Here is a 25,185-nt window from a genome sequence, read left to right as displayed (position 1 = left end):
GGGTGGTCGATCGGCTCCATCATCGCCCTCGGCGTGCCGGCCCTCCCCCGGCGGTCACCCCGGCCGGCGTACGACGACGGCGCTTGGCGCGCAGCGCCGCCCGGGCGCCGGGCTCCGAGCGGGCGAAGGAGACGAGCAGGCCGAGCGCGACCAGCGACGGCAGCAGCGCCGAGCCGCCGTAGGACACCAACGGGAGCGGGATCCCGATCACCGGAAGCAGCGCGAGCACCATGCCGACGTTGATCATCATCTGCACGGTGAGCCAGATCGTGATGCCGGCCGCCATGTAGCGCACGAACGGGTCCCGGGTGCGCACCGCGACCCGGATGCCGGCGTAGGCGATGGTCAGGAACAACGCCAGCACCAGGAGCGTGCCGACCAGGCCGAGCTCCTCGCCGAGCACCGCGAAGATGAAGTCGGTGTGCGCCTCGGGCAGGCTGCCCCACTTCTGCTGGCTGGCCGAGATCCCCTTGCCGAAGATGCCGCCGCTGGACATCGCGAACAGGCCGTGAGCGGGCTGCCAGCCGGCCCCCTCGTAGTCCTTGAACGGGTCGGCGAAGTTGGTCAGTCGCTCGAGCCGCTCCTGGCTGGTGGTGGCCAGCCAGAGCACGAGCACCCCGACCACGCTGATGCCCAGCACGAACAGGCGACCCGGCGCGCCGACCACCCAGAGCATGCCGAGCACGATCGCGAGCAGCACCAGCGCGGTGCCGAGGTCCTTCTGCGCCACGACCAGGGCGACGACGACCCCGGTGACCGGCGCCATCGGGATCAGCGCGTGTCTCCAGTCGCCGAGCAGCCGCTCCTTGCGCGCGTAGAGGTCGGCGCACCAGAGGACCACCGCGAGCTTGGCCAGCTCCGACGGCTGGATCTGGACCGGGCCGAGGTCGAGCCAATTGGTGTTGCCGTTGACCTCCACGCCCATGCCCGGCACCCGGGTGAGGGCGAGCAGCACGATGGCCGCGAGGATGCCGGGCCAGGCGAGGCCGCGGATCAGCCGGTGCGGCAGCCTGGACACCACGAAGGCGATCGGCAGCGCCAGGAGCACCCAGGTCAGCTGGCGCAGGAAGATGTGATAGCTGTCGTCGTAGATCTTGAACGACCGCACGCTCGAGGCGCTGAGCACCATCATCAGACCGATGGTCAGCAGCAGCGTGGACGCGCCGAGCAGCAGGTAGTACGACGTCAACGGCCGGTCGAGCGCGTGCCGCACGGACGCGAGCCAGCCCGACGGCTCGGGGTCGCGGGAGGACGGACGGGGGCCGGGGCGAAGGCCGCTGCGCGGGTCCCCTGCCGTCGTGGTCAACGCTGCTCCTCGGTCGAAGGTCTCGACGGGCTCGACCACCCTGGTCAGGGCTACCGGTCGCGGAGGCGGAGCACCGACTCGGCGAAGGCATCCCCGCGAGCACCGTAGTTCGCGAACATGTCCATGGACGCGCATCCCGGGGCCAGCAGCACGGTGTCTCCCGGTTGGGCCAGGCCGGCCGCGGCACCGACGACGCGGTCCATGACAGAAGTGTCGCCGCCCTCGACCGCGATCACCCGGACATCCGGCGCGTGTCGCGCGAGGGCGTCCGCGATCAGGTCGCGGTCGCGGCCGAGCAGCACGACCCCGCGCAGCCGCTCGCGCACGCCAGTGACCAGGTCGTCGAACGAGGCCCCCTTGGCCAAGCCGCCGGCGACCCAGACGACCGGGTCGTAGGCCTGCAGGGACGACTTCGCCGCGTGCGGGTTGGTGGCCTTTGAGTCGTCGACCCAGCGCACACCGTCGACGATCGCGACCTCCGCGATCCGGTGACCGTCGGGCTTGAACGCTCGCAGCCCGTCGCGGACGGCCGTCGCAGGGACACCGACCGACCGGGCCAACGCCGACGCCGCCAGGGCGTTGGCCACGAAGTGCGGCGCGTCGGAGGCGAGGTCGGCCACCGTGCACAGCTCGGCGGCGGTGCCGGCCCGTTCCTCGACGAACGCCCGGTCGGCCAGGACGTCGTCCACGAGTCCGACCATGCCGACACCCGGCGTACCGAGGGTGAAGCCGATGGCGCGTGCGCCCTCCACCACGTCGGCGTCGCGGACGAGCTGCTCGGTCACCGGGTCGGCGACGTTGTAGACGCACGCGGTGCGGACCCGTTCGTAGATGCGGCCCTTGTCCGCGGCGTAGTCGGCCATCCCCTGGGGGCCGGTGTACCAGTCCAGGTGGTCCTGGGCGACGTTGAGCACGGCGGCCGACTCGGCCGCCATCGTGTGCGTGTAGTGCAGCTGGAAGCTGGACAGCTCCACGGCGTAGACGGCGTACGGCTCGGGGTCCATCACCGCCTCGACGATCGGCAGCCCGACGTTGCCGCAGGCGACCGACCGCAGGCCGGCGGTCCTCAGGATGCCGTCGAGCATCTGCACGGTGGTGGTCTTGCCGTTGGTCCCGGTCACGCACAGCCAACGACCGGGGTGCTCCGGGTCGCGCAGCCGCCAGGCGAGCTCGACCTCGCCCCAGACCGGCAGGCCGCGGGCGTACGCCGCCACCAGCGCGGGCGCGGTGGGAGGGACGCCGGGTGACGTGACGAGCACGTCGACGTCGTCGGGCAGCGCGGCGGAGGCGCCGGCGCCGATGCGGACCGTCGCGCCGAGGACCTCGAGCAGCTCGGCCTTCTCCTGCTGCTCGGGGGTGGCGGACTCGGCCACGACGGTCACCGACGCGCCGACGTGGAGCAGGTTGTCGGCGGCGGCGAAGCCGGAGACGCCGATGCCGACGACGACGGCGCGGACGCCGGACCACGGGGTGGAGCGGTCGAGCCGGCCCAGGTCAGGCACCGGAGACCCACTCGGCGTAGAAGATTCCGAGGCCGGCCGCGACCGAGAGCCCGTTGATGATCCAGAACCGGATGACCACGGTGATCTCGTCCCAGCCCTTGAGCTCGAAGTGGTGGTGCAGGGGCGCCATCCGGAAGATCCGCTTGCCACCGCTGAGCTTGAAGTAGCCGACCTGCATCATCACCGACAGCGCCTGGATCACGAACAGGCCGCCGAGGATCGCGAGCAGGAACTCGGTGCGGGTCAGGATCGCCAGCCCGGCGAGCGCGCCGCCGAGCGCCAGGGATCCGGTGTCGCCCATGAAGATCTTCGCCGGCGAGGCGTTCCACCACAGGAACCCGAAGCAGGCGCCGGTGAGGGCGGCCGCGATGACGGCGAGGTCGAGCGGGTCGCGTACCTCGTAGCACTTCGGGCCGGGGCTGATCACGCAGGACTGGTTGTTCTGCCAGATGTTCACCAGCGTGTAGGCGCCGAAGACCATCGTCGACGCGCCGGTCGCCAGGCCGTCCAGACCGTCGGTCAGGTTCACCGCGTTGCTGGCGCCGGAGATCATCACCAGGATCAGGAGGACGACGAGCACTGTCGGCAACGTCCACCGCTCCATGTCCCGGGTGAACGAGATGGCCTTGGACGCCGGGGTCTCACCGCGGGCGTCGGGCATGGTCAGGGCCAGCCACCCGAAGGCGACCGCGATGATGGTCTGGCCGGCCATCTTCGCCTTGCTGCGCAGGCCCAGGCTGCGCTGCTTGGCGATCTTGATGTAGTCGTCGAGGAAGCCGACGGTGCCGAGCCCGACGAGCAGGCCGAGCAGGAGCACGCCGGACCACGACGGCATGTCCTGGGTGATCAGCTTGGCCAGCGCGTAGGCGAGCACCACCGAGAGGATGATGACCAGGCCGCCCATCGTCGGCGTCCCGCGCTTGGTGTGGTGCGTGGTCGGACCGTCGTCGCGGATGAGCTGGCCGTAGCCCTTGGCCACCAGCACGCGGATCGCCACCCGGGTGCCGAGCAGCGTGAAGAGCAGCGAAAGGCCGCCGGCGAGCAGGATTGCCCTCATCGGCCCGCCTCTCCCATCTCCGGTGTCTCGGTGAGCAGTGCCTCGGCCACCTGTTCGAGCGCGGCGGCGCGGGACGCCTTGAGCAGCACCACGTCGCCCGCGGACAGGTGCTCGCGCAACCAGGCGAGGGCCGCGTCGTTGTCGTCGACGTAGACGGACTCCCCGCCCCAGGAACCCTCGAGACACGCGCCCAGGTGGATCGGTCGCGCCGGTTCACCCACCACCACGAGCTGTTGGATGTCCAGGCGCACGGCCAGTCTGCCAACCGTGTCGTGCTCCTCGGTCGCCGACGCGCCCAGCTCGCGCATCTCTCCGAGAACCGCGACCGTGCGCGCGCCGGGCCGGCCGCGGCCGATCTCGGCCAGCGACTTCAGCGCCGCCCGCATCGAGTCGGGGTTCGCGTTGTAGGCGTCGTTGAGCACGGTGACGCCGTCGGCCCGCTCGTGGACCTCCATGCGCCAGCGCGAGACGTTGTCGGCCTCGGAGAGCCAGCGCGCGACGTCGCGCAGGCGCAGGCCGACGGCCAAGGCGACGGCAGCGGCGGCGGCGGCGTTGCCGGCCTGGTGCTCCCCGAGGCCGCGCAGGGACACCCGGGCGCGGTCGTCGGCGGTGACCAGGTCGAACGACGCACGGGTCATCTCGTCGGTGGCCAGCCCCTCGATCCGTACGTCGGACGTGGCGGCCTCGCCGAACGTGAGCACGGCCTCCCGGGTCCGCGAGGCCATCGCCGACACCAGGGGGTCGTCGGCGTTGAGCACCGACGTACCGCCCGGGACGACCGCCTCGACGAGCTCGCCCTTCGCCTGGGCGATCGCCTCCTGGGAGCCGAACTCCCCCACGTGCGCCTTGCCGACGTTGAGCACCAGCCCCACGTGCGGCGGCGCGACCTCGCACAGCTCGCGGATGTGCCCGATGCCCCGCGCGCCCATCTCCAGGACGAGGTAGCGCGTCGAGGCGTCGGCCCGCAGCGCGGTGAGCGGCATGCCCAGCTCGTTGTTGAAGGAACCGAAGGTGGCGACCGTGCGGCCGGCCCGCGAGAGCACCTGCGCCAGCAGGTCCTTGGTGCTGGTCTTGCCCTGTGACCCGGTCAGGCCGATCACGGTGAGGTCGGGCAGGGCCGCGACCACGTGCCGGGCCAGGGCGGCCAGCGCGGCCATGACGTCGTCGACGACGACGGCCGGGACGCCGACCGGTCGCGACGCGAGCACCGCCGCGGCGCCGGCCCCGACCGCCGTGGCGGCGTACTCGTGGCCGTCCACCCGCTCCCCGGCGAGCGCGACGAAGAGCCCGTCCTGCTCGGCGACCCGGCTGTCGATGAAGGCCGGTCCGCCGACGGTGCCACCGGCGTCGTCGTGGACGGTGCCGCCCACCACCTCGGCGATCTCGGGCAGCGTCATCGGGATCATCGGCGCACTCCTCGGCGCAGCTCCTCGAGCAGCACCTCACGGTCGTCGAACGGGTGCACGGTGCCGTGCACCTCCTGCCCGGTCTCGTGGCCCTTGCCGGCGACCACCAGGACGTCCCCGTCCGCGGCCAGCGAGACGGCCAGCCGGATCGCGGCCCGCCGGTCGCCCTGCTCGTGGAGCTCGGCGCGCTCGCCGTCTGGGACCTGGTCGGCACCCGCCAGCATCGCGGCCCGGATCGTCGCCGGGTCCTCCGACCGCGGGTTGTCGTCGGTCACCACCAGGACGTCCGCCAGCCGAGCCGCGATCTCACCCATCAGGGGTCGCTTGCCGGGGTCGCGGTCGCCGCCGGCGCCGAGCACGACCAGGAGACGCCGCGCCTGCGGGCGGAGCGCGGTGAGCGCGGCGGCGACGGCGTCGGGCTTGTGCGCGTAGTCGACGACGGCGAGGAAACCCTGGCCCGCGTCGACGCGCTCGAGCCGGCCCGGGACCCCGGTGGACGCCGCCATCCCCTCGGCGACCAGCCGCGGGTCGATGCCGGCCTCGCCCAGCGCGGCGATCGCGCAGAGGGCGTTGGACACGTTGTAGTCACCGGTCAGCGGCACCCGTGCCGGGACTGAGTCGCCCGTCGGGGTGTGCACGGTGAACGTCGACCCGGCGGGCTCGACGCGGACGTCGTCGGCCCACCAGTCCGCGTCCGCGCCCTCGGTGGAGAACGTGCGGACCGGGATCGTTGCCTCGTCGCGCAACCGGCGGCCGTGCTCGTCGTCGATGTTGACCAGGCCCAGCCGCGCCCGCTCCGGGGTGAACAGGTCGGCCTTGGCGTCGAAGTACTCCTCCTCGTCGGCGTGGAAGTCGAGGTGGTCGCGGCCGAGGTTGGTGAAGCACGCCACGTCGAAGACGACGCCGTCGACGCGGCCCATCACGAGGGCGTGGCTGGACACCTCCATCGCGCAGGCCGCGACCTGTTCCTCCACCATCACCCCGAACAGCGCGTGCAGGTCGGGCGCCTCGGGCGTGGTCAGGGAGCTGGCCACGTCGGTGCCGTTGACGCGGGTGCCGACCGTGCCGACCACCGCCGCGCGCAGCCCGGCCTCGGTGAGGGCGGCCTCCGCCAGGCGCGTGGTCGTGGTCTTTCCCTGGGTGCCGGTGACGGCCACCAGCTTCAGCCGGGCGGCGGGCCGGCCGTAGACCCGGGCGGCGAGCTCTCCCACGACGGCCCGCGGCCGCTCCACGACGAGCACCGGCACGTCCAGCCCGTCGCAGATGTCGGCGCCGGCCGGGTCGGTCAGCACGGCCCGGGCGCCGGACGAGACGGCCTGGACGGCGTAGCTCGCGCCGTGGCTGCGGGCGCCCGCCGGGGCCACGTACAGGTCTCCGGACAGCACCCGCTCGGAGCTGATCGTGATGCCGGTGACGGTCATCTCCGGGTCGCTGCCGCGGATCTCGAGGAGTGCGTCCTTCAGCCACTCGGCGACCGTCCGGAGAGACGTCTCCCGGGGACTGCGGGGTCGCGTCGGGATCACGCCTGCGGGTCCGGCCACAGCCGAGAGGCTAGCCCCGTGGCGGTCACCACTCGACGACGGGGCGGGGCGCGACCGAGCCGGTCGGCGGCACGGCGTACTTCTGCAGCAGGTGCGTCATGATCTTGCGGAACGCCGGTCCCCCGACCGAGCCGCCGCCACCTCCGTTGCGGGGGTTCTGCACCACCACGTACACCACGAACCGCGGGTCGTCGGCGGGCGCGAAGCCCGCGAACGACACGGTGAACGTGCCGTCGTAGCAGCCGCACTTCGCGCCGACACGCTGCGCGGTGCCGGTCTTGCCGGCCACCCGGTAGCCGGGGATCGCGGCCCCCGGCGCGGTGCCCTCCTCCAGGTCCGTGACCGCCTCCATCATCGCCGCCGTCTGCCGCGCCGCGTCCTCGCTGACCACCCGGTGCCGGGTCGCGGTGTCGGACCCGACCTCGACGCCGGCGGACGTGGTGGCGCGGCCCTTGACCAGGCTCGGCTGCACGTAGACGCCCCCGTTGGCGATGGCATTGACGGCCGCGGTCATCTGCACCGCACTGACCGCGACACCTTGGCCGAAGGAGATGGTGTCCTTGGTCAGGGTGCCCCAGGACCGCCACGGCGGCAGCACACCGGCGGACTCGCCGTCGACGCCGAGCCCGGTCCGCCGGCCGAGGCCGAACGCCCGCAAGTAGCGGTAGTAGGGGCGCTGCCTCATCTCGCGGGCGGCGAGCACGGTGCCGATGTTGGACGACTTGGCGATCACGCCGGTCATCGTCAGCCGCAGCCTGCCGTGCGTGAAGTAGTCGCGCAGGGGCGCCTCACCGGGTCGCGGCAGCGAGGGCGGCACCGTGATCCGGGTGTCGGGGGTGACCTTGCCCGCGTCGAGCAGAGCCGCCACGGTGAGCACCTTGTTGACGGAGCCTGGCTCGTAGGCGTCGCGCAGCGCCCGGGCGCCGAGGTCGGACTCCGGCGACAGGGTCGGCTGGTTGGCGTCGTACGTCGGGTAGTCGGCGACGCTGAGCAGCTCGCCGCTGCGGGTGTCCATGACCACCGCCGACCCGGAGTCGCCGCCCGCCCCCTGCACCGCGGTGCGGAGCACGCGCTGGGTGTACCACTGCACGTCGCGGTCGATGGTGAGCGCGATGTCCTCGCCGGACTTCGGGGCGATCACCTCGTTGTCGCCCAGCGGCAGCCGGTTGCCGTCGCCCTGCTCGTAGGTGGTCGAGCCGTCGACGCCGGCGAGCACCTCGTCGAACATCAGCTCCGTGCCCTCGGCGGCGTGGCCCTCGGCGTTCGTGAAGCCGACCAGGTTGGCGGCGACGTCCTTGGCGGGGTAGTCGCGCACGGGGTCGCGCTGGGTGGTCACGCCGGAGAAGCCGCGAGCCTCGATCTCGGCGAGCACCTCCCGGGCCACGGTCGAGGGGACCCGGCGGGCGAGGTACTGGAAGCGGGTGTCGGGCTTGCGCAGCCGGGTGAGCAGCTCGAAGTAGTCGACCTGGAGCCGCCGGCCGACGATCGTCGCGATCTCGCTGGCGTGCTGCTTGGTCAGCGTGGGGTCGGCGACCAGCATCAGCCCGTCGACGGACTCGGCGAGCGGCACGCCGTTGCGGTCGGTGATCGCGCCGCGGGTGGCGGGCAGGTCGATGCTGACCACGCCGCCCTCGGCCTCGGCCTTGGCGACGTACACCTGGGCGTCGATGCCCTGCAGCTGGAACAGCCGCGCGGCGAACACCGACACGATCATCGCGATCAGGATCAGGCCCACGCGCAGCCGGAGGATGGTCGCGCCCCGTCGCGAGGACCGGCGCGGGCGGCGTCTGCCTGCGGTCAACGATTGCTCCCCTGCTGGCCTGCGGCCCGTCCCTCCCGGTCCCGCTGGCTCTTTGTACCTGCTCGGTCGCCCCGGTCCCGGCTCGCCGCGCCGTCGTCGTCGCTGCCGGTCTCGGCCGGGACGATCACCACGTCGGGGCGCAGCACCTTGGGCTTCGGGGCGGGCAGCGGTGCCACGCGGATCCCGTCCTGGGGCACGGCGGGGGTCGGGTTGCCGAGCACCTGTCCGTCGGAGAGCCGGATGAACGCGGGGTTGGCGGGCGGCACCATGCCGATGCTCCGGGCCTCGGCCGCCACCCGCTGCGGGTCGCGGAGGGTCTCGAGCTCCATCTGCAGCGACTGCTCCTCCGCGGCGAGGAGCTGCGCCTGCTGCTCGAGCGCGGTCGCCTGGAACGACGCCTGCTGCATGGACGTGTTGAACAGCAGCAGTCCGACGACACCACCCACGAGCAGCAGCGAAACCAGCGCCACGAACGGCACCCGCGGCGCCCGGCCGGCGCGACGGGGTACGACGGTGAGCCGGGCCCGCTCGACGGCGGCCTCGGCGATCCGCGGCACCCGGCTGCGCGGTGAGAACTCGTTCGACATCTGCTGGCTGGCCGGCTGGCTCATGCCGCTCCCCCTCTGGTCATGGAGACCCGTTCCACGGCCCGCAGCCGCACCGACGCGGCTCGCGGGTTCTGCTCGATCTCCTCGTCGGACGCCTTCTCCGCCCCGCGCGTCACCAGCCGGTAGGCGGGTTCGCTCCCCTCGGGCACGAACGGCATGTCGGGAGGTACGTCGCTCCTGGTCACCTCGACGAACGCCTGCTTGGTCAGCCGGTCCTCCAGCGAGTGGTAGGACATGACCACCACCCGGCCACCGACCCCGACCGCCTCGATCGCCGCCGGCAGCGCCCGGCGCAGCACCGACAGCTCGTCGTTGACCTCGATGCGCAGCGCCTGGAAGGTGCGCTTCGCGGGGTGGCCGCCGGTGCGGCGAGCCGGCGCGGGGATCGCCTCGTAGAGCAGCTCGACCAGGCGCGCCGAGCGGGTGAACGGCTCGCGGGCCCGCTCCCGGACCACCGCCTCGGCGATCCGGCGCGCGAACTTCTCCTCGCCGTACTGCCGGAGGATGCGCGCCAGCTCCTCGACCGGGTACTCGTTGAGCACGTCGGCCGCCGTGGGGCCCGTCGTGTCGTCCATCCGCATGTCGAGCGGTGCGTCCTCGGCGTAGGCGAAGCCACGCTCCCGGACGTCGAGCTGCATCGAGGAGACGCCGAGGTCGAACAGCACGCCCTCGACGTGCGCCAGGCCGAGGTCCGCGAGCACCTCGGCGACCTCGTCGTAGACCGCGTGCACGAGGGTCAGCCGCTCGGCGTACGGCGCGAGCCGCTCGCGGCTGCGGTCCAGGGCGTGCGTGTCGCGGTCGATGCCGACGACCCGGGCCTCGGGGAACCGCTCCAGCACGGCTTCGCTGTGCCCGCCGAGGCCCAGGGTGGCGTCGACGAGCACGGCACCCGGCCGCGCGAGCGCGGGCGCGACGAGGGCGACGACCCGGTCGAGGAGCACCGGGACGTGGGCGGCGGCGGCCATGGGCTAGGCGCCCTGCCCGGCGAGGGTGACCAGCAGGAGCATCGCGCCGGCCAGCGCCGTGGACGCGGCGGCGGTGAAGACGATGACGGCCATCCCGTCGCGCACCTCGTGCCGCACCCGGCGTACCGCCTTCGGCTGCGGACGCGGCGGCGTCAGCCGCTGTGCCAGTGACGTGCTGCTCATGAGCTCGACCCCTCGGGTTGGCCCCGAGGGGGCCGGTGGCAGATGTACTGGTCGCGCGGGTCTCACGGAGATCTCGGTGTTCTCGTCGGTTCGCCGAACCAGGTCCGGCGTCCGCCCGTCTCGGAGGGAAGTTGCCTTCTGGCACCGGGGAAGGTGTGCCAGACGGCTCCGAGGGGGCGGACGCAAGACCTCGCCCGGCGACCCTTTTCGGTGAGCCCGCTGTTCGGTTGTCTGAGTTGTCTGGGTTGGCTGAGTCGTCGTGGCGGCTGTCACAGGCCCGGGAAGAGGTCCTCGGACAGGTCCGCGAAGGCCTGTTCCTGCTCGTCGGAGTAGGTCTGCCACGAGGCGGCGTCCCAGATCTCGACCCGGTTCATCGCCCCGATGACGATGCAGTCCTTCGAAAGCGACGCGTAGTCCCGCAGCATCGGCGGGATGGTCACGCGGCCCTGCTTGTCCGGCGTCTCGTCGGAGGCGCCGGCGAAGAACATGCGGACGTAGTCCCGCGCGGCCTTGTTGGTGACGGGCACCTCGCGCAGCCGCTCGGTGAGCTTGCCGAACTCGTCCATCGACCACACGTAGAGGCAGCGCTCCTGCCCTCGAGTGACCACAAGACCCTCCGCAAGCTCGTCCCGGAACTTCGCCGGGAGGAACAGGCGCCCCTTGTCATCGAGCCGGGGTGTGTAGGTGCCGAAGAACATCAGCACCCTCCCCAGCTCGATGCGAAAGAGGCTCCCTCTCCTCCACTGCGCCCCACTCTACTCCACTTCCCTCCACCGTCAACCATTTCCACCGTTTCCAGCGGGTGTTTCGGGGCTGTTTCGGAGGCTGTCTCGGGCGCCGCAGGGACGCCGGCCGGGCGGGTGGAGCGGGTGGCGAGCCGCGGTGGAGCGAAGTGGGGGGACCGTGGAGCAGACCCCTCGGGCGTGCGGGTGCCGGGATGTGGTCCGGCTCGGCACACTGGGAGGTAGCCCGGTCGGCCAACGACCTGGTAACGGTGTCCGCCTGGGTTCGCGGGGAGCGGTGACAGCCCGTCGGTGGATGAGGTTGACTACCTCCACCGATCAGGGGGAGACACCGCACCGGTGTGGCCGAGGACAGGAAGAGGAGCGCGTGACCTCAACAGGAGCGCAGACGCACGGCGGCAGCACCGGCTCGGCCGGCGGCGGCGCCGACCTCGACACGCTGGCCCGGGTCACCGGCCGGGTCCGCACCGGCATCGAGAAGGTCATCGAGGGCAAGCCCGAGGTGGCGAAGCTGGCGCTCGTGGTTCTGCTCGCAGAGGGCCACCTGCTCATCGAGGACGTGCCCGGCGTCGGCAAGACGATGCTCGCCAAGACCCTGGCCCGCTCCATCGACTGCTCGGTGCGGCGGATCCAGTTCACCCCCGACCTGCTGCCCTCCGACGTCACGGGCGTCTCCGTGTTCAACCAGGACTCCCGCGAGTTCGAGTTCCGTCCGGGCGGGGTCTTCGCGAACATCGTGGTCGGCGACGAGATCAACCGCGCCAGCCCCAAGACGCAGTCGGCCCTGCTCGAGTGCATGGAGGAGCGTCAGGTCACGGTCGACGGTTCGACATACCACCTCGAGGCGCCGTTCATGGTCGTCGCGACCCAGAACCCCATCGAGATGGAGGGCACTTACGCCCTGCCGGAGGCGCAGCGCGACCGGTTCATGGCCCGGGTGTCGATGGGCTACCCGGTAGAGGCGGCCGAGATCGCGATGCTCGACAGCCACACCCGGACCAACCCCCTCGACGACCTCGAGCCCGTCACCGACGCCGCCGAGATCCGCAAGCTGATCGCCATCGTCGGCGACGTCTACGTCTCCGACGCCGTGCAGCGCTACGCGGTCGCGATCGCGACCGCCACCCGGCGCTCCCCCGAGCTGATGCTCGGTGCCTCTCCTCGCGCCACGCTGCACCTGGTGCGCGCGGCGAAGGCCTCGGCCGCGATCGCCGGGCGTGACTACGTCATCCCCGACGACGTCCAGGACCTCGCCGGGCAGGTGCTCGCGCACCGGCTGCTGCCGACGGTGGAGGCGTCGATGAGCGGCCGTACGCCGGAGGCGGCGCTGCGCCAGATCGTGGCTGGCGTGCCGATGCCCGAGAGCCGACGCACCTCCTAGAGGATCGACCACCATGCGTGAGGCACTGTCCGCCCTGACCACCCGAGGCCGGGCGTTCCTCGCCGCCGGGATCACCGCAACGGTGTGCGCGATCTTCCTCGGCTACGACGAGCTGGTGCGCGTCGGCGCGCTGCTCGTGCTGGTGCCGCTGGCCACCGCGTGGTTCCTGGGTCGCAGCCGCTACCGGCTCGGTCTGGTGCGCACGCTCACCCCCTCACAGGTCACGGCCGGCCAGCAGTCGCGGGTGACCATCGACCTGACCAACGACGGCCGGATGCCGACCGGGCTGCTGCTGCTCGAGGACCAGGTCCCCTACGTGCTCGGCAGCCGTCCGCGGTTCGTGGTCGACCGGATGGGGCCCCGGTGGAAGCGGCAGATCGGCTACGTCGTGCGCTCCGACGTGCGCGGCAAGTTCACCGTCGGCCCGATGAAGGTCCGGCTCAGCGACCCGTTCGGCATGGTCGAGCTGGACCGCACCTTCCAGACCGTGTCGAAGCTGGTGGTGACACCACGCGTGATCCCACTGCCGCCGGTGCCGCTGTCGGGCGCCTGGACCGGCTCCGGTGACAACCGGCCGCGCGCCTTCGCCAGCGGCAGTGCCGAGGACGTCACGGTGCGGGAGTACCGCCGGGGCGACGACCTGCGGCGCGTGCACTGGCGCAGCAGTGCGCACGCCGGCGAGCTGATGGTGCGACGCGAGGAGCAACCCTGGCAGTCCCGCGCCACGCTGTTCCTCGACAACCGCAAGATCGCGCACGCCGGCTCCGGCGCTGCCTCGTCGCTCGAGCACGCAGTGGTGGTCGCGGCTTCGATCGGGGTGCACCTCATCCAACGCGGTTTCAACGTGCGGCTGGTGACCGCGGCCGGCGAGGAGTCCGCACCGCAGTGGCACGAGCACGGCGCGATGGGTGCCGAGACCGGTCCGCTGCTCGAGTCGCTGGCCGTGGTCACCGAGGTGACGCACCCGCACATCGACGTGAAGTGGCTGCAGGACGGCGGGCACTCCGGGCTCCTGATCGGCGTGCTCGGGCTGGTCGCCGAGCACGACCAGCCGATCCTCACCCGGATGCGGCACTCGGCGGCCGCGGCGATGGCGTTCACCCTCGACGTACCCGCCTGGGGACGCGCCCACCAGGTCGTGGCCGGCACCCCGGTCGTGCCCTGGCTCACCGGCCACGGGTGGCGGGCGGTGTCCGCCGGCCCGAAGGACCCGGTGCCGTCGACCTGGCAGGAGCTCGGCCTGCTCGGGAAGACCCGGGTCGGCACCCGAGCGACCGCCCTCACCCCCCGGGGCGTGTCGTGAGGAACCGCCATCTCGGCCTGCCCGCCACCACCCTCGTCTCGGCGCTGGCGGCGCTGACCACCTGGGTCACCCTGCTGGCCTGGACGCCGTTCTCCGAACGTCCTAGCGCCTACATGGTGCCGCTGGCCTGGGCCGGGGTGCTGGTGGCCACCACCGGCGCGCTGCTCCGGGCCGCGCGGGTGCCCGCCGTGCCGGTGCTGCTCGGACAGGTCATCGTCGTGGGTGGCTGGCTGCACCACCGTTGGGCGGGCGAGGAGGCCTGGGGCGGCTGGGTGCCGACCGGCGACTCGCTCAGGCTCGTCGCCACGACCTTCGCCGACGCGGCCGAGGTGGCCCGGGCCTTCGCGGCACCGGTCCCGGCCAGCGTGGTCGGCTTCGCCCCGCTGCTGATCGTCTCCGGCGCGGCCACCCTGCTGCTCGTCGACTTCATCGCCTGCGGCCTGCGGCACGCGCCGGTGGCCGGCCTCCCACTCCTGGCGGCGTACACCGCGCCGATCAGCATCCTCGACGGCGGCGTCTCGTGGGTGAAGTTCGCGGTCGGGGCGATGTGCTTCCTGTTCCTCATCGCGGCCCAGGAGGCGACCCGGCTGGGCCACTGGGGCCGCCAGGTCACCGGCGGCCGGATCTTCGACAGCCAGAGCACCGAGGTGAGCAGCCAGGCGTTGTGGTCCTCCGCGCGCAAGATCGGTGCCACCGCCACCGGGCTGGCCGTGGTCGTCCCGCTGCTCGTGCCGACCTTCACGGTGAGCCTGTTCGACGGGCTCGGCAACGGACCCGGTGGCGGCGGCGACTCGGTGTCGCTGTCGAACCCGATGACCAACATGCAGCGCGACCTGTCCCGCGGGCTCGACGTCGACCTGGTCCGGGTGACCACCTCGGACCCCGACCCGTCGTACCTGCGGACGACGGTGCTCGACCGCTTCGACGGCGAGGCGTGGCGCCCGGCCGGACGGGCCATCCCGCAGACCCAGCGGGCCGACGGCCTGGTCCCCCGCCCGCCCGGCCTGGACGCCGGCATCGAGCGCGAGACGTTCCCGTGGCGGATCGACGTCAACCCGGACTTCGAGTCCCGCTGGCTGCCGGCGCCGTACCCGGTCGTCGCGATCAACGCACCCGGCGACTGGCGCTACGACCGCCGGACCTTGGACTTCATCTCGGCCGCCGAGGGGCAGGACACCGGCGGGATCAGCTACTCGCTCGACGCGCTCCGGGTGAGCCCGTCCGCCGCCGAGCTCGCCGACGCCGGGCCGGCGCCGGCCACCGTCTTCGGGCCGATGACCGAGCTGCCGGACATGCCCGCGTCGGTGACCGAGCTGGCCCGCAGCGTCACCGACTCGGTCGAGTCCAAGTTCGAGAAGGCGGTGGCGCTGCAGCAGTTCTTCCGCGTCGAGGGCGGCTTCGACTACTCCCTGGAGGTCGGACCCGGCAACGGCCTCGAGGAGCTGGAGACGTTCCTGACCGAGCGGAGGAGCGGCTACTGCGAGCAGTTCGCCACCGCGATGGCCCTGATGGGCCGCTCCCTCGCGATCCCGTCGCGGGTGGCCGTCGGGTTCCTCCGGCCCGACGACGGCGGCGAGAGCACCTACGTCTACAGCTCGCACGACCTGCATGCCTGGCCGGAGATGTACTTCGATGGAGTCGGCTGGGTGCGCTTCGAACCGACGCCCGGCGTGCGGGCCAACTCGGTCCCGACGTACACCCGTCAGGACGTCGCGCCCAGTGACCCGTCGGCACCGACGTCGTCCTCGTCACCGCAGCCGAGCCAGCTGAACCGGTTCGACGACCCGACCGTCGCGGCCGGCGGGGGCGCCGGCGGCGGCGGTGGCGGGATCGACCTCCGCGCCGTGCTGGCGTGGCTGGGCGGTCTGCTGGCCGTCGTCGCGCTGGCCGCCCTGCCCCGTTCGCTGCGGGCCTGGCTGCGGCGGCGCCGCTGGGAGGATGCCGGTGACCCGGTCCAGCTCGCCGAGGCCTCCTGGGCCGAGCTGCGCGACAGCGCCCTCGACCTCGGCATCGCCTGGGACGACACCGTCACCGTGCGCTCCCGGGCCCGCGGCCTGGTCACGTCGTTCGCGATGCCCGGCGCCGACGACGACGCGCTGGCCCGCGCCGAGCAGCGCGGACCGGACGCCAACCCCGACGCCACCCGGGCGCTCGACCGGCTGGTCCGGCTGGTCGAGCTGGCCCGCTACGCCCGGCGGGTGCCCCCGTCGGAGGCCGAGGTCGGTGCCGCCCAGGCCGACGTCGACACCTGTGTCGAGGCGATGCGCGCCGGGGCGAGCCGCCGGGCCCGGACCCGCGCCACCTGGCTGCCCGCCTCCCTGGTCGCCCAGTGGACCGCCTCCAGCGACGCCCGCCGACGCGCCGCGCGCGCCCGGCTCGACGAGCCCGGCGTGGACCGCGCGGTCTGACGGGGTGGGGGCAAATTCACTAGGTCCCCAGTGAATTGCCCGCTTCCCGGGGCGAGTTCACCACGGGAACCGGCAGATCACCGCGGGGAGTACGCCGCTGACATGACGAGACCCGGCCTGGGCCGGGTCTGGTGAGCGTCGTGGGTTGCGCGGGCGGAGGGCTCAGAAGCCGTTCTGGTCGCGACGGCGGCGCCACCGCTCCTCGAAGCGCTCCATCATCGAGCCGTGCGACTGCCGGCCACGTGCGGGCTTGGCGCCACGCTTGCCGCTCCGGCCGCCGTCGATGAGCGTGAACGGTGCGTGCGGGTCGACCTGCGCCTCACCCTCCTGGGCCGGGGCCTGTCCACGCCAGGACGTGAGGGCGACGTACGCCGCCCCGAGCATCACGACGAAGCCGACGATCCCGACGATGGTCTGGGAGGTGATGGCGCCGGTCATCAGGACCACGACGCCGAGGACGAACGCACCGGCGGCGATGTAGGCGCGGCGGCGCTGCTGGTGACGAAGCTTGGAGCCCCGCATCGTCGAGGCGAGCTTGGGATCCTCCGCGACAAGTGCGCGTTCCATCTGCTCGAGCAGTCGCAACTCTTCTTCCGAGAGCGGCACGGCTACCTCCCGCCAGCGTTCCTGATGGTGTCAGTCTAGGCAGCACTTCAATACCGCGGTACCCGACCCAGAAAATTTCACGCTGCGGGACTGGCCACCTGCCTGCGCGGTTGGCCTACGCGGTGTCGAGCGCCACGATCTTGTTGCGCAGCGTGGCGGTCGCGCGGCTGTGCAGCTGGCTCACCCGGGACTCGGTGACGCCGAGCACCTGGCCGATCTCGGCGAGGGTCAGGCCTTCGAAGTAGTACAGGGCGATCACGACCTGGTCGCGCTCGGCCAGCTCCTGGACCACCTTCATCAGCAGCGCCTTGTCGTCACCCTGCTCCACCGCGTGGTCGGCGGCGGAGGCGAGCTCGTCGGCGAGGTCGAAGTCCTCGAGGCTGGCGTGGTTGCCCGAGGCCTGCTTGGTGAGGTCGCGGACCTGGTGGACCGGCATGCCGGCCTCGCGGGCCACCTCCTCCACCTCCGGGATCCGGCCCAGACGCTCCTCGAGGGCCGCCTGGGCGCGCTGTACGACGCGGAGCTTGTCGCGCACCGACCGCGGCACGAAGTCCATCGCGCGCATCCCGTCGATGATCGCGCCGCGGATCCGGGGCACCGCGAAGGTCTGGAAGGTCAGGCCGCGACCGGGGTCGAACCGCTCCACCGCGTCCATGAGGCCGAGCACGCCGTCGGAGACCAGGTCGTCCTGGTCGACGGTGTCGGGCAGCCGGGTGCGCATCCTGCCGGCGACGTACTTGACCAGCGGCGCGTACTGCATCACCAGCCGGTTGCGCAGCATCGTGTCGCCGGTCCGCTGGTACTCCTTCCACAGCTGCAGGACGGAGTCCTGCTCGACCGGTGGCGTCATGAGGGGCCCCCGCGGCGGTGCGAGCGAAGCGAGCAGCGTCGTGGGGTGCTCATGCCAGCCTCCCGGTGCGGGTGTGCGGACGGGCCAGGGCGACCAACGCACTCGCCGGGTCCTCCCGGTAGCGGCGGATCAGCTCCGCCGTCGCGTCGTCCAGCCGGACGTGCAGCGCGTGCCGGTAGTCGGTGAGCTGCTTCTCGGCGACCCGGAGTCGCCGCAGCGCGTCCGCCACCGCCTCCGCGTCGTTGGCGTCGAGCTCGGTCACCCACATCTCCTGCAGGATCGGCAGGTCCGGCAGCGGCTCGGCGGCGTGCACGCTCACCAGCGCGGTCCGGCCGCGACCCTGTCCGGTGTCACCCAGGACCCGGACCAGCTCGTCGATGTGCAGCGGACGCTCGTGGTGCGCCTCGGCCTCCAGCACGTCGATGCGGGCGTGGACGAGACGGCGCCAGTAGGAGACCCGCTCCTCCTCGTCGGCGAGGCGGCGGCGGTAGCCGCGCAGCCCGTCGAGCGACAGCTCGGACCAGTGCCGCGGCGGGTCCTCGAACCCGGGAACGGCGCCCGGCGCGGGCCGTGGTTGCTTGCTCATGATGCCGGTGACACCTCGTCGGGGCGGAGCGATGACGATCCGTGGCGTGCCATGCAGTTTTCTTCAACATGGCCGGACGCTGTCAACCCTCCCACCATTTGTCGGTGTGTGCGGGGATCTGTCCACGCCTGGCCGGACGGTTTTTCCCAAATAGTTCGTTCTGACTATCAAGCATGGTCGGCCGGGCGCCGATGCTTCCTGTGACTGACTCACAGCGCCGCTCTTGGGAGGAGCGACGCTGAGAGCTCACGATTCCCACCCACGGGAAGCAACCCCCCTGCCGACCGTGGAGCCGGAACGCACCAGCCCCCCGGTGCACCCGGCACAGCGGCCCTCAGTCCGATCTCGAGACGGACCGGGGGCCGCGGCGTTTCCCGGGCCCGTTGACGGTGCCGGCGTCACTCCCCCAGCAGCGTGGCCGGTCGCACCGCCCGGTCCCCGAACCTCAGCATCGCCCGGTCGACGGCGCGGTCGGCCTCGGACCAGCCGTGCTCCCGGGCACCGAGCACCAGCTGGCGCTGCACCCGGCTTCGCGGCAACAAGCCCTCGACGCGTACGCCGACGAGACGGATCCGGGCCCGCTGGAGACCGAGCGCGCCGAACAGCTCGGCCGCGGTCCGGTAGATCTCCTGGGTCACGTCGGTGGCCTCGCCCATGGTCCGGGTGCGGGTGATCGTGGTGAAGTCGGCGAAGCGCACCTTGAGCGTCACGGTGCGGCCGGCCACCTGTGCGGTGCGCATCCGACCGGCCACCTTGGCCGAGAGCCGCAGCAGCTCGCGGAGGATCACCTCGTGGTCGTCGGTGTCGCGCCCGAACGTCTCGTCGGCCCCGATGCTCTTGTCCGGCTCGTCGAGGCTGCGACGTGCGACGACCGTGCGGCTGTCGTGCCCCCAGGCCAGCTGGTGCAGCTGGGTGCCCATCGCGACCCCGACCGCGCGGTGCAGCGTCGGCAGCGGTGTGTGGGCCACGTCGCCGACGGTCATCAGCCCGAGCCGGTGCAGCAGCGTGGCGGTCTTCTCACCCACGCCCCACAGCTCCTCGACCCCGAGCGGGTGCAGGAAGGTGGTGACCGCCTCCGGTGGCACCACCACCACGCCGTCGGGCTTGGCCCGCCGGGAGGCGAGCTTGGCGGTGCCGACCGTGCTCGCCACCCCCACCGAGCAGGCGACCCGCTGCTCGTCATGGATCCGGGCGCGCAGGTGCTCGGCGATGGCGTACGGCGACCCGAGCCGGCGTACCGACCCCGACACGTCGAGGAACGCCTCGTCGAGGGAGAGCACCTGCACCACCGGGGTCACCTGCCGGAACGTCTCCATCACCGAGGACGACACCGCGCTGAAGACGTCGTAGTCGGGCGTGACGACGACCAGCCCGGGGCAGAGCCGTCGCGCCCGGGTCATCGGCATCGCGGACCGGACACCGTGCACCCGGGCGGGGTAGTTGGCCGAGAGCACCACACCCCGGTGCCCGCCGCCGACCGCGACCGGCACGTCGTGGAGCTCGGGCCGGTCGCGCAGCATCACCGACGCGTAGAAGGCGTCCATGTCGGCGTGCAGGACCGGGCAGTCCCAGGACCGGTCGACCACGGGTCCGATCACGACCGCCCCCGGTCGATGAGGTGGGGTCGGTCAGCCCGCCCGGCGGGCCGCCAGGGTGTGGACCTGGGTGCCGAGCGGGAGGTACTCCGGCCGCTCCGCGACGGCCTGCTCGAGCTCGACAAGCCGCTCGGCGGCACCGGGCTCGAGGTCGACCAGCGAGCTCGGCACCAGGTCGACGAAGACCCGCACCGCGTGCATCGCCCGGGTGTCGAACCCGGCGGCGTCGAGCACCGCGGTGACCTCCTCGGCGGTGAACCGGCGGCCCGTGCCGCCCGGCTGCCCGCTGCCGGCCGGGTCCGGCTCGTGGTCGAGGATCGCGCGGGCCTGGCCGAAGTGACCGGCCATCGCCCGGGTGATGACGGCGGCGTGCCGCTGGTTGACCAGCAGGCTGAGCACGCCGCCGGGACGGAGCACCCCGGCGATCGCGGCCAGCGCGGCCGGGACGTCGTCGACGATCTCGAGCACCCCGTGGCAGAGCACCACGTCGACCCCACCCCCGGGCACGAGGTCCCCCAGGGTGCCGAGGTCGCCCTGGTGGGCGGTGACCAGGTCGGCGACGCCGCTCTCCTCGGCCCGGCGGGCCAGGATCGCGAGGGCGTCGGGGCTGGGGTCGACGACGGTGACCCGGTGGCCGAGCTCGGCGGCCCGGACGGCGAGCCCGCCGGTGCCGCCACCGATGTCGACGACCCGGGCCACCCCGTCGGCGCCGGCGGCGTCAGCAAGGGCCCCCCGCAGGGCGTCCCAGACCACCGCGGTGCGGGCGGCGCTGCGGCGCTGCAGGCTCGTGGCGCTGTGCTGGTCCGGCATGGGCACAACCCTAGGGGGTGCAAGCTCGTCACCCTCCTGAGCTGCCCGGGGAGGAGTGCCACAGCTTGCGGGGTGCGGCCTTGACGTCCTCGCCGGCGGGCTTGATGTCGGCGTACGGCGACATCTTGAAGCCGCTGGAGTGCACCAGCACCCGGCGACGGCCCATCCCACCGGCCGCACCGGCCGCACCACCCGGGCGGGCCACGACGGGGCGGGTGGCCCGGCTTTCCGCCGCGCCCTGGGTGGCCTCCTCCGCGGCTCCTCCCGCGAAGCCCTCGGGCACCGCGGCCAGCACCTCACGCACCCCGGCCCGACCCTCGCGCTGCCAGACGTCGTGCAGCGCGGACAGCTCCCAGCACCCGGTCGCCCGCAGCGAGACTCCGCGCCGGCCGGTGCGGCGCAGCTCGCCCCGCACCAGCAGCAGCCAGGACCCGAACACGGTGGCGGCATAGGGTCCCTGGGCGTCCTCGAAGAAGGTGGCGTCGACCGGGCCGGTGCCGTCGTCGAGGGTGAGGAAGACGACGCGTCGCCCGGAGCGGATCGGCGGGGTCTGGGTGGCGACCTTGACCCCGGCCACCAACAGCTCGGACCGGCTGCGGCGGTGCAGCAGGTCGGCGGACCGGGTCACCCCGAGGTCGTCGAGGAATCGGGCGTAGAAGTCCACGACGTGATGGCTGACGTCGAGGCCGAGGATCTCCAGCTCGGCCCGGACCCGCTCGGAGGCGTTCATCTCCGGCAGCCCGGAGACCTCCCCCGAGTAGAGACTGTCGACCGGAGCATCGCCCAGGTCGAGGGCGAGCTGGACCGAGGTGACCGGCGCGGCCTTCTTCGTCGCCCGGGACTGCCGGGCGGCCTGCTCCCACACCCCGGCCTTCTGCCGGCTCGGGTGCAGGTGCGAGGCGTCGGCCGGGTTGGAGGGCTCCTCCCACGGCTCCCGGCCCTGCCGCGCGCCGGCCGGCCGGGGTGCCATCTGGTCGCGCTGCTGGGCGCGGACCAGGTCGTCGGAGCTGTTGGCGCGGGCGGCCTCGTCGGCACGCGCGGCCGCGGCCACCCGGCCGCCCGGTGGTGCCCCGCGGGCCGCCAGCCCGCGGCCGCGGCCCTTGCTGGCCCGATCGACCGCCCGGGTGTGCCGGTCGAGGTCGGCCACCTGGAGAAGCAGGTCGCGGCGGGTCACCTTGCCGCGGCGGCGGACCGCCACCGGCGACCCGATGCCGTAGACGGAGTCGAACGCGCCGGCGAGCACCAGCCGCTCCAGCACCGGCCGGGAGACCCGGGCGCGGTGCCAGAAGTCGGTGAGCGAGTGGTAGGGCCGCGCCGCCACCACCCTCAGCACCTCTGCCTCCGAGATCCCCTTCACCTCCGCCAGCGCCAGCCGGATGCCGTAGGCCCGCCCGTCGGGAAGGCCCTCCTCCGGCTTCGGCCGGGGCGGCTGACCGAGCACCTCGGGGGGCGGCTCGTCGTAGATCCCGACCTTCTCCACGACGTACTCCTTCTCGCTGAGGTTCACGTCGAGGCCGAGCACGGCGATGCCGAGCCGGCGGGCGTCGTCGAGGATCAGCCGCTTGGGGTACATGCCCGGGTCGTGGGTCAGCACGCCGGCGAGGAAGTGCGCCGGCCAGTGCGTCTTGAGCCAGGCCGACTGGTAGGTGGGCAGCGCGAACGCGGCGGCGTGGGCCTTGCAGAAGCCGAACGACGCGAACGCCTCCAGCACCTTCCAGACTTCCTCGACCAGCCGCCGGGAGTAGCCGCGCCCGACCGCCCGCGGGAAGAACCACAGCTTGGTCTCGGCCATCCCCTCCACGTCGCCGAGGGCCCGGCGGGCCTCGTCGGCCTCGGCCAGCGTGCAGCCGGTGAACTGGGCGATCATCTCGATCACCTGCTCGTGGAAGACCACCACGCCGTGGGTCTCGCCGAGGATCGGGCGCAGGTCGTCGTGCAGGTAGTGCGGCATCCGCCAGCCCTGCTTGGCGTTGAGGTACGGCGTGATCATGTCGCTCTTGACCGGTCCGGGCCGGAACAGCGAGATGTCGGCGATCACCTCCTCGAAGGTGTCGATGCCGGACTTGCCGACGAGCTCGCGCTGGCCGGGGCTCTCGATCTGGAAGCAGCCGAGGGTCTTGCCGGTGGAGATCATCTGGAAGGTCGGCTCGTCGTCGAAGGGCACCTGCGACTCGTCCTCGAGGTCGACCTCGACGCCGTCGACGCGGCGGATCTCGGCCAAGGCGTGCGCCATCGAGGACTGCATCCGGATGCCGAGCACGTCGAGCTTGAGCAGGCCGAGGTCCTCGACGTCCTCCTTGTCGAACTGGCTCATCGGGAAGCCGGCGTAGGAAGCCTCGACCGGGGTGCGGTCGAGCAGGGTGGCGTCGGAGAGGATGACGCCGCACGGGTGCACGGCGATGTGCCGGGGCAGGCCGTCGAGACGCTCGGCGAGCCGGAACAGCAGGTCCAACCGGTCCTCTCCCAGCCCCGAGGCCCGCAGCTCGGGCAGCTCGCGCAGCGCCACCCGGGCGTCGCGGGCGCGGATGTGCGGGAACGCCTTGGCGATCGCGTCGATCTCGCCCAGGGGCATGCCGAGCGCGGCCCCGACGTCGCGGACGGCGTGCCGGACCCGGTAGGTGTCCATCATCGAGACGCACACGCAGCGCTCGCCGCCGTAGCGGTCGAGGATCGCCTCGTAGACCTCGAGCCGGCGGGCGGACTCGACGTCGATGTCGATGTCGGGCAGCGCCTGCCGGAGCGGGGAGAGGAACCGCTCCATCAGCAGGTTGTGCCGCAGCGGGTCCACCCCGGAGACGCCGAGCAGGTAGTTGACCAGGCTGCCGGCGCCCGAGCCGCGGGCCGCGGAGCGCACCCCCATCTGCCGGATCAGGTCGGTGACGTCTCCGACGGTGAGGAAGTAGGAGGCGTAGCCGAGCCGGGCGATCACGTCGAGCTCGTCGTCGAGGCGTTTCCACACCCGCATCTTCGGACCGTTGCCGTAGCGGCGGCCGATCCCGGCCTCGCACCGGGCCCGCAGCGCCTGGTCGGCCGCCCGCCGTCGGTCGGGCTCGCCGGGACCCGGCCCGGAGCTGCCGGGCGCAATCACCGAAAGCTCGGGGAGGTGCACCTCCCCGAGCCCCAGGTCGGCGCGCGGGTCGACGGCACACCGGTCGGCGACCGCCCGGGTGCGGGACAGCAGCCGGCGCGCCTCCCCGCCGCTGTCGCCGAGACCGGCGAACCGGCAGATCTCGTCGGCCACCTCGTGCATCTGCTTGCCGGACTTCAAGAACCCCTCGGCGTTGCCCCGATCGACGTGTCGCAGGTCGAGCGGCACCAGCCGCCGGGCGGCGTCGAGTACGTCGACGGTGGCGGCGTCGGCCCGGTCGGCGTAGCGGACCGCGTTGGTGAGCACCGCGGCGAGGTGCTGCTCCCGGGCCAGCCCCAGCATCCGGGCGGCGTGCGGCGACGACCCCGGGCCGGACCCGGCCAGCCGGTGGGAGACCACCTCGACGACGAGGTCGGCGGGGTCGACGACCTCACGCCAGGCCGTGAGCACCGCCCGGGCCAGGTCGTCACGGCGCAGCGTGGCCGCCCGCCCCAGCTCGGAGCCGGGACCGAGCAGCACCAGCACCTCGCCGTCGCCGGCGGCGAGGTGCTCGGCGACGATCTCCAGGCTGGTGACCGGGGTGCCGCGCTCCCCCGCCAGGTGGGTGGCCGAGACCAGCCGGCACACCGTGGCCCAGCCTTTCTTGCCGGCGCCCAGGAAGGTGACCCGCGGCAGACCGCCGCGGGCGGGCCCGGGGTCGCGGAACGCGCCACCCCGGACCGGGGTCCGGGTCGCCCGTCCCGGCCGGCCGGGGCCGCCGCCGGGGAGTGAGCCAGGGAGCGCGGACGGGACCAGGCCGGAGGGCGCGACCGCGAGGTCCACCCCCAGGACCGGCCGCACCCCGCCCTGCAGGCAAGCCTTGGCGAAGCGGACCGCGCCGTAGGTGCCGTCGCGGTCGGTCAGCGCGAGGGTGTCCATCTCCTGCTCGACGGCCCGCTCGACCAGGACATGGGGATGGGAGGCGCCGTACTGCAGGGAGTAGCCGGACGCCACATGCAGGTGCACGAACGGATCTGGCACGGCTCAGCTCGCTCGCACGGAGGATGCCGCGGCTGAGGCGGGCAGGCGCTCCTGGAAGGGGGCGTGCCGGGTGAGGCCGAGTGCCTCCTCGACCAGGCCGAGGAAGCGGTCGGCGTCGCGGACCAGGTCGTCGGCCTCACGCTCGGTCACCGCGCGCACCGAGCCAGCCTCGGCCGCGGCCCGCTTGGCCGCCCCCGCGGAGAAGAACGCCGCCCACTCGGCGAGCTCGGGGGCGACCTCGGCGAGGAGCACCCAGGCGTTCTTCTGCGCGGGGCGGCGCCGGCCGGTGCGGCTCGGCGGGACCCGGGTGGCACGGGCGGCGAGCAGGGCGGCGGTGGCGCGCAGCGCGGCGACGTGGGCGTGGGCGTAGCGCATCGGCACGTCGTGGCCGGTCATCGCCTCGCGCAGGGACTCCGCGGCACGGGC

At 73.0% G+C, this 25,185-nt stretch carries 20 protein-coding genes; 3 read left to right on the top strand and 17 right to left on the bottom strand.

Annotated elements, in window-relative coordinates:
• Positions 1-19 precede the first annotated feature (19 nt).
• The 10 genes from ftsW to mraZ form a co-directional block, all read right to left on the bottom strand.
• A complete protein-coding gene (gene ftsW / locus VFH10_RS13185) occupies positions 20-1,306 on the bottom strand; it encodes a putative lipid II flippase FtsW (RefSeq protein WP_325129254.1) in 1,287 nt (428 codons plus the stop codon).
• A 50-nt stretch (positions 1,307-1,356) separates the two neighbouring features.
• On the bottom strand, positions 1,357-2,808 hold the full coding sequence (murD, locus tag VFH10_RS13180; RefSeq protein WP_325129252.1) for a UDP-N-acetylmuramoyl-L-alanine--D-glutamate ligase: 1,452 nt from the start codon (positions 2,806-2,808) through the stop codon (positions 1,357-1,359).
• Positions 2,801-3,865: a phospho-N-acetylmuramoyl-pentapeptide-transferase gene (mraY, locus tag VFH10_RS13175; protein WP_325129251.1), complete on the bottom strand. Its 1,065-nt coding sequence runs from the start codon at positions 3,863-3,865 to the stop codon at positions 2,801-2,803. Before mraY ends, murD begins: the two co-directional genes overlap by 8 nt.
• Positions 3,862-5,271 (bottom strand): UDP-N-acetylmuramoyl-tripeptide--D-alanyl-D-alanine ligase, encoded by a 1,410-nt coding sequence (locus tag VFH10_RS13170; RefSeq protein ID WP_325129249.1) that lies wholly within the window; start codon positions 5,269-5,271, stop codon positions 3,862-3,864. Before VFH10_RS13170 ends, mraY begins: the two co-directional genes overlap by 4 nt.
• On the bottom strand, positions 5,268-6,812 hold the full coding sequence (locus VFH10_RS13165) for a UDP-N-acetylmuramoyl-L-alanyl-D-glutamate--2,6-diaminopimelate ligase (protein WP_325129247.1): 1,545 nt from the start codon (positions 6,810-6,812) through the stop codon (positions 5,268-5,270). Before VFH10_RS13165 ends, VFH10_RS13170 begins: the two co-directional genes overlap by 4 nt.
• Positions 6,813-6,837: 25 nt before the next feature.
• The gene (locus tag VFH10_RS13160; RefSeq protein ID WP_325129245.1) at positions 6,838-8,613 is read right to left on the bottom strand and encodes a penicillin-binding protein 2; all 1,776 of its coding nucleotides are present in this window, start codon (positions 8,611-8,613) and stop codon (positions 6,838-6,840) included.
• Complete coding sequence (locus VFH10_RS13155) at positions 8,610-9,224, bottom strand: hypothetical protein (RefSeq protein ID WP_325129243.1); 615 nt, start codon at positions 9,222-9,224, stop codon at positions 8,610-8,612. The genes VFH10_RS13160 and VFH10_RS13155 overlap by 4 nt, the downstream gene beginning before the upstream one ends.
• A complete protein-coding gene (gene rsmH, locus VFH10_RS13150) occupies positions 9,221-10,186 on the bottom strand; it encodes a 16S rRNA (cytosine(1402)-N(4))-methyltransferase RsmH (protein WP_325129241.1) in 966 nt (321 codons plus the stop codon). The genes VFH10_RS13155 and rsmH overlap by 4 nt, the downstream gene beginning before the upstream one ends.
• A gap of 3 nt (positions 10,187-10,189) precedes the next feature.
• Positions 10,190-10,369: a hypothetical protein gene (locus VFH10_RS13145; protein ID WP_325129239.1), complete on the bottom strand. Its 180-nt coding sequence runs from the start codon at positions 10,367-10,369 to the stop codon at positions 10,190-10,192.
• 269 nt (positions 10,370-10,638) lie between these two features.
• On the bottom strand, positions 10,639-11,067 hold the full coding sequence (gene mraZ / locus VFH10_RS13140) for a division/cell wall cluster transcriptional repressor MraZ (protein ID WP_325129237.1): 429 nt from the start codon (positions 11,065-11,067) through the stop codon (positions 10,639-10,641).
• A gap of 412 nt (positions 11,068-11,479) precedes the next feature.
• Between mraZ and VFH10_RS13135 the strand changes: the two genes are divergently transcribed.
• Genes VFH10_RS13135 through VFH10_RS13125 form a run of 3 tightly spaced genes read left to right on the top strand, consistent with a single transcriptional unit; the run spans position 11,480 to position 16,204 of the window.
• A complete protein-coding gene (locus tag VFH10_RS13135; RefSeq protein WP_325129235.1) occupies positions 11,480-12,493 on the top strand; it encodes a MoxR family ATPase in 1,014 nt (337 codons plus the stop codon).
• A 13-nt stretch (positions 12,494-12,506) separates the two neighbouring features.
• Positions 12,507-13,796: a DUF58 domain-containing protein gene (locus VFH10_RS13130; RefSeq protein WP_325129233.1), complete on the top strand. Its 1,290-nt coding sequence runs from the start codon at positions 12,507-12,509 to the stop codon at positions 13,794-13,796.
• A complete protein-coding gene (locus tag VFH10_RS13125) occupies positions 13,793-16,204 on the top strand; it encodes a DUF3488 and transglutaminase-like domain-containing protein (RefSeq protein WP_325129231.1) in 2,412 nt (803 codons plus the stop codon). Before VFH10_RS13130 ends, VFH10_RS13125 begins: the two co-directional genes overlap by 4 nt.
• A gap of 162 nt (positions 16,205-16,366) precedes the next feature.
• Here the strand turns inward: VFH10_RS13125 and VFH10_RS13120 are convergent, their stop codons facing one another.
• The 7 genes from VFH10_RS13120 to VFH10_RS13090 form a co-directional block, all read right to left on the bottom strand.
• Complete coding sequence (locus VFH10_RS13120; protein ID WP_325129230.1) at positions 16,367-16,810, bottom strand: DUF3040 domain-containing protein; 444 nt, start codon at positions 16,808-16,810, stop codon at positions 16,367-16,369.
• Positions 16,811-16,925: 115 nt separating this feature from the next.
• Positions 16,926-17,660, bottom strand: a complete 735-nt coding sequence (locus tag VFH10_RS13115; RefSeq protein WP_325129229.1) for a FliA/WhiG family RNA polymerase sigma factor — start codon at positions 17,658-17,660, stop codon at positions 16,926-16,928.
• A 49-nt stretch (positions 17,661-17,709) separates the two neighbouring features.
• Complete coding sequence (locus VFH10_RS13110; RefSeq protein WP_325129228.1) at positions 17,710-18,246, bottom strand: hypothetical protein; 537 nt, start codon at positions 18,244-18,246, stop codon at positions 17,710-17,712.
• A gap of 398 nt (positions 18,247-18,644) precedes the next feature.
• Positions 18,645-19,844: a DNA polymerase IV gene (gene dinB / locus VFH10_RS13105; RefSeq protein ID WP_325129226.1), complete on the bottom strand. Its 1,200-nt coding sequence runs from the start codon at positions 19,842-19,844 to the stop codon at positions 18,645-18,647.
• A 30-nt stretch (positions 19,845-19,874) separates the two neighbouring features.
• Positions 19,875-20,651 (bottom strand): methyltransferase domain-containing protein, encoded by a 777-nt coding sequence (locus tag VFH10_RS13100; RefSeq protein ID WP_325129224.1) that lies wholly within the window; start codon positions 20,649-20,651, stop codon positions 19,875-19,877.
• A gap of 28 nt (positions 20,652-20,679) precedes the next feature.
• On the bottom strand, positions 20,680-24,744 hold the full coding sequence (locus VFH10_RS13095; protein WP_325129223.1) for a DNA polymerase III subunit alpha: 4,065 nt from the start codon (positions 24,742-24,744) through the stop codon (positions 20,680-20,682).
• Between the two features lie 18 nt (positions 24,745-24,762).
• The coding region (locus tag VFH10_RS13090; RefSeq protein ID WP_325129221.1) for an SAV_6107 family HEPN domain-containing protein at positions 24,763-25,185 on the bottom strand (423 nt) is incomplete at its 5' end.

Source organism: Nocardioides sp. (assembly GCF_035697785.1).
Lineage (GTDB): Bacteria > Actinomycetota > Actinomycetes > Propionibacteriales > Nocardioidaceae > Nocardioides_B.
Note: the sequence above shows the minus strand (reverse complement) of the source record. Positions and strands in the feature narration are given on the sequence as shown.

What these genes read in the sequence shown, in the direction of transcription:
- mraY (WP_325129251.1), bottom strand. Translation starts at nt 3,865, where the DNA reads ATGAGGGCAATCCTGCTCGCCGGCGGCCTTTCGCTGCTCTTCACGCTG.
- VFH10_RS13170 (WP_325129249.1), bottom strand. Translation starts at nt 5,271, where the DNA reads ATGATCCCGATGACGCTGCCCGAGATCGCCGAGGTGGTGGGCGGCACC.
- VFH10_RS13155 (WP_325129243.1), bottom strand. Translation starts at nt 9,224, where the DNA reads ATGAGCCAGCCGGCCAGCCAGCAGATGTCGAACGAGTTCTCACCGCGC.
- rsmH (WP_325129241.1), bottom strand. Translation starts at nt 10,186, where the DNA reads ATGGCCGCCGCCGCCCACGTCCCGGTGCTCCTCGACCGGGTCGTCGCC.
- VFH10_RS13145 (WP_325129239.1), bottom strand. Translation starts at nt 10,369, where the DNA reads ATGAGCAGCACGTCACTGGCACAGCGGCTGACGCCGCCGCGTCCGCAG.
- mraZ (WP_325129237.1), bottom strand. Translation starts at nt 11,067, where the DNA reads ATGTTCTTCGGCACCTACACACCCCGGCTCGATGACAAGGGGCGCCTG.
- VFH10_RS13130 (WP_325129233.1), top strand. Translation starts at nt 12,507, where the DNA reads ATGCGTGAGGCACTGTCCGCCCTGACCACCCGAGGCCGGGCGTTCCTC.
- VFH10_RS13115 (WP_325129229.1), bottom strand. Translation starts at nt 17,660, where the DNA reads ATGACGCCACCGGTCGAGCAGGACTCCGTCCTGCAGCTGTGGAAGGAG.
- VFH10_RS13110 (WP_325129228.1), bottom strand. Translation starts at nt 18,246, where the DNA reads ATGAGCAAGCAACCACGGCCCGCGCCGGGCGCCGTTCCCGGGTTCGAG.
- VFH10_RS13100 (WP_325129224.1), bottom strand. Translation starts at nt 20,651, where the DNA reads ATGCCGGACCAGCACAGCGCCACGAGCCTGCAGCGCCGCAGCGCCGCC.